4 protein-coding genes are annotated in these 3,206 nt (G+C 28.5%); all 4 read right to left on the bottom strand.

Translation table 11 applies throughout. From position 1 onward, the window contains the following. Positions 1 to 512: 512 nt before the first annotated feature. Positions 513 to 1,085: a hypothetical protein gene (locus DXN04_RS34335; protein ID WP_116857931.1), complete on the bottom strand. Its 573-nt coding sequence runs from the start codon at positions 1,083 to 1,085 to the stop codon at positions 513 to 515. 12 nt (positions 1,086 to 1,097) lie between these two features. After that, positions 1,098 to 1,277 carry a hypothetical protein gene (locus DXN04_RS34330; RefSeq protein ID WP_147320176.1) on the bottom strand — a complete coding sequence of 60 codons (180 nt, stop codon included), beginning with the start codon at positions 1,275 to 1,277 and terminating at the stop codon, positions 1,098 to 1,100. Between the two features lie 166 nt (positions 1,278 to 1,443). Continuing rightward, positions 1,444 to 2,070, bottom strand: a complete 627-nt coding sequence (locus DXN04_RS34325) for a hypothetical protein (protein ID WP_116857929.1) — start codon at positions 2,068 to 2,070, stop codon at positions 1,444 to 1,446. A gap of 625 nt (positions 2,071 to 2,695) precedes the next feature. Further along, complete coding sequence (locus DXN04_RS34320) at positions 2,696 to 2,890, bottom strand: hypothetical protein (protein WP_147320175.1); 195 nt, start codon at positions 2,888 to 2,890, stop codon at positions 2,696 to 2,698. Between the last annotated feature and the right edge of the window lie 316 nt (positions 2,891 to 3,206).

Raw genomic sequence — 3,206 nt, 5'->3', positions numbered from 1 at the left:
CACCAAGTTTAGTTTGATTATGATATTGATAAGTATATTCCATATATACTACTTGTCCTTTTTCAAATTTAGCTTGTTCTTCAATGTATCTATCTAATAGACCATCAAAAATAAAAGAATCAAAATTATCCATTTTAATTATATATTTAAAGTTAATAATATACATACTAAAAAGCCTAGCACTATCTTCACAGACAATACTAGGCAAAACTACAAATACGAAATCATATAAACGAAATGTTTGACACGAATATTATTACTAATTTCACAATCAATAATAATAGAATAATTAACACCAAATCAAATATGACATATAACACTTGGACTATGATAAATATTAATAGCACTATCTTCACAGACCGTACTATTACAAAAGTTACAATTAGAAATTAAAACGGATAATAGCAATATCATAGTTTCGGAGTTCAATTCCTCCATCATCAGCAAGTGAAATAATACTACTATCTTCACAGACAGTAGTATTAGAAATAAAATCAAAAACTTATGTGGGATTATTTAGTAGATTTATTTGCTTTTCTACGTTTAAGTTCAGCATAAATTTCATCATCACTAACATTCTTAAACTTATTCTCCTGTTTATTATTATCAACAGATTGATTAACCATTTTAATCATTTCCTTATATTCTGCATTAGAAGTATTAATAATATGTTGAGCAATTAAATTATTAATTTTAGTATTAGCTTCAACAATTTTAATAATCATATCTTTAGCATATTTAGGAAAAACAGCAATAATAGGTTTAAGAATATCTTTATCTTCAATTATACTATCCCAACGATTAATAAGCCAATCAAGTTCAAATCCATCTTTAGTAACAAGTTTAATAATATCTTCTTGAGTTTTACCAAAATCATTAATATATTTTTGTTCTTTAAGAACATATACAAATAAAGTTAAACCTCTAACATATTGGTCTGGAGATAAACCTTTATCTTTAATATCATTAATGAATTTATTAATAAGAGTACAATCTTCTTTATATTTACAGGTATCATAAGCAATAGTATTACAAGATGTACCAAAAACTTCATCAAGAATAACTTTAATATTAATATTTTCCATAATTTTATTTATTTAATCATAATAACCAAAAACATCATTTTCAGGGTCAACAATAGGACTATCATCAACTATTGGTTCCCAAGTAATATCGTCAAAATCTTGACTTAGACATTCTGCATGAATTTCAACGCCTTCAACATTATTATTGAAATATGTATCATCTTCAACAAAATAAATATCAGTTCTTTCCATATCTTTATATATAAAATAAACTCCGAGTAGAGAATGATTATCATCAGCATTATTAACTATAACAAACCCAATAAACAAAATGGATAAAAATGGCAGGCAAATGAGAATTAGCTTTAACAAGCTCAACAGCACTATCCATCCTCTACGGGGAGTCTACACTATAAACTTAACTAGCTTCAGAATCTTTATTCTTTTTATGAAGTTCAGTTTCAGTATCAATCATAATACCAATAACTCGCTGGCTATCACTAGCAACATCAGCATGAGCTTTAACTAAAGCATCAATAAATAAATCATCTGTATATCTATATTCTCTACGAAGACCACCATCAGCAGTAACTCTAAACTTATTCCATAAGAAGTCAACATAAGCACCTTTAGCATTACATATTCTTCCATCATCTTCAAGAGCATGAAGAATATTAAGAGAAGTATGACGTCTAAATGCAGCATTGAATTTAACAATACAAACTACATCAAGAATATGTTGAGGAACATTAATTCCAACAGGAACACCACGTTTATCAGTCTTAGCATCTTTAAAATCATTATCTTCATTAGCTTGACTAACAACAGTAGTTTGTTCTTCCTGTTTACGAACTTTACTTTGTTTCTTCTTCCTAGCTTTATTCTTAGGCTGAACAGTTTCACTACTAACAACAGCATTAACTTGTGTATCTTCTTCAGGAACAACAAGTTTACCTTCTTGTTTAGCTTCTTCTAAACTTTCAGCCATAGTTTTCTTTCTAGGCTTAGATTGAACATTACTAGTAACATTATCAAAATTTACCATAACACTTATAAGTTTAAGATTAATATTATTATCAGTAGCAATATTACTCTACTGAACAACACGACAAATATAACAATTAAATATAATACTCCAAATATATTATAATTTATTTATACTATAATTCTAATTAATAATCAATAGCTATATTAAAATAACTAAAATAGTTATAGCAATAGGAATTAACTTACCATGAGTATAATAAATATCAATAGTATCAAGAGTATCATTAGTATAAAGAGAATCAGTAATATCAAGAATATTAAGAATATCATTAGTAATATCACCAGTAATATTAGCATGACTAGTATTAATAGTCATTATAATACTGATAATATTAATAGTGCTATTATTAACTAGAACTAATGCTATTGGTCATTATGACTAGAAGTCTTATTAGACTTGATAATACTGTTAGAGCTAGTCTTAATAACGATTGTATGACTAATCGTCATGACGAACGTCAATGAGATGATAATGATGATGCTATGACTGAAACTGATAGTGATATAACTAGAGATTATAATGAGATGGGAAAGGGAGTTGGAACTAATACTAACAACGATGATATAACTAGAGGTTATAACTAATGGTTATGAAGATATAACTAGAGGTTATAATGCTGGAACTAGAGATTATGATAGTATAACGAGAAGTTATAGGAGAGAAAGAGAAGGAGTTGGAACAATAGGTTTAGATTGATTAGGAATAGGATGTGGAGAAGGATGTGGAAGAGGAAGAGGAATGCCAGCAGGACTAGTCCCTTCAGCATGACCATCTCCACACTCATTTCCACATTCACCACTCCCATAACCATTCTCATCTCCATATTCAACCTCAATTTGACCCTATTTGAACCACATCCAACTCCACCATCTCATTCTCCACAAACTCTACAATGCCCACTTTCATCTCCATATCCTCTTTCTCCACATTTAATACCTCTCGTCACCTCTAATTTCATCTCTATAACTTTTTATTATGAAAGTAAATCTCCATGACCAATATCAGTATAACAAAATGTTATAATAGTTAATCATTATTAGTAATATCAGTATCAGCACAATTCACATTAGTCATACCAACATCATCTTGTTTCACAAGATGAGTTGTTGTAAGTTCACTAATATAACTAGTCT

Origin of the sequence: Chitinophaga silvisoli, from assembly GCF_003412465.1 — a bacterium.
In the GTDB taxonomy this organism is placed as follows: Bacteria; Bacteroidota; Bacteroidia; order Chitinophagales; family Chitinophagaceae; genus Chitinophaga; species Chitinophaga silvisoli.
Note: the sequence above shows the minus strand (reverse complement) of the source record. Positions and strands in the feature narration are given on the sequence as shown.

Coding starts and splice junctions, on each gene's coding strand:
- DXN04_RS34335 (WP_116857931.1), bottom strand. CDS start 1,085: ATGGAAAATATTAATATTAAAGTTATTCTTGATGAAGTTTTTGGTACA.
- DXN04_RS34330 (WP_147320176.1), bottom strand. CDS start 1,277: ATGGAAAGAACTGATATTTATTTTGTTGAAGATGATACATATTTCAAT.
- DXN04_RS34325 (WP_116857929.1), bottom strand. CDS start 2,070: ATGGTAAATTTTGATAATGTTACTAGTAATGTTCAATCTAAGCCTAGA.
- DXN04_RS34320 (WP_147320175.1), bottom strand. CDS start 2,890: ATGAGAATGGTTATGGGAGTGGTGAATGTGGAAATGAGTGTGGAGATG.